The organism is Nonomuraea sp. 10N515B (genome assembly GCF_052245915.1).
GTDB lineage: Bacteria > Actinomycetota > Actinomycetes > Streptosporangiales > Streptosporangiaceae > Nonomuraea.
Window position 1 is genome coordinate 1 of sequence record NZ_JBQQBQ010000223.1, and the last position, 669, is coordinate 669.

The 669-nt window shown below is 67.0% G+C and carries 1 protein-coding gene; it reads right to left on the reverse strand.

Going from position 1 to position 669, the window contains the following annotated elements:
- The coding region (locus ACTWQA_RS59155) for a hypothetical protein (RefSeq protein ID WP_443167527.1) at nt 1-492 on the reverse strand (492 nt) is incomplete at its 3' end.
- Nucleotides 493-669: the final 177 nt, after the last annotated feature.

Sequence of the window (669 nt, forward strand, 5' to 3'; positions counted from 1 at the left end):
GGCGGTGTTAGGCCAGCGGGTGCGCCGGTGCTCCAGCCAGTCGCAGAGCATGTGGTGGGTGAGGTCGTCCAGAGGCCGCGTCCGTCCGGCGACGGTGAGGCGCCGGTTGCCGAGGTCGACGTCGTCGAGTTGGAGTTCACGAATCATCTTCGGGCGAGCGGCATGGACAGCTGACAGCACCACGACGAGCCGGTCCAGGGGCTTGGTGGCAACCTTCACCACGTCATCGATCTCCTCGTCCTGCAGCGGTAAGGCCACTTTGCGGGGCTTCTCGCCGACCCGCAGCCGAGCGGCGGGATCCCGGAAGATGGTGCGGGTCTTCTTGCAGTGGCGAAACAGAGACCGCAGGACGCTGAGCGTGTGATGTCGCTCGTGACCGGTGAGAGCGTCGATTACTGCGAGGATGTCGTCGCGAGTCACCTCCCGCAGGTGGTCATAGCGTTCGGACCAGGTCAGCAGCGAGGGGCGCACGGCGCGCAGGTAGGCCCACACGGTTTCAGGGCTGCGAGGCCGCGATCGGGGACCACCTTCTCGCAGGGTTCGGAGCCAGTGCTCGACCTCGGCGTGGATGGCCGGGGCCAGATCGGCGAGGCTGCGCTCCAGCCAGGACTCGAAAGCTGGGATGCGGTCGTCTTCCACCAGGCCGATCTGGTCGAGGACCTCGACGGT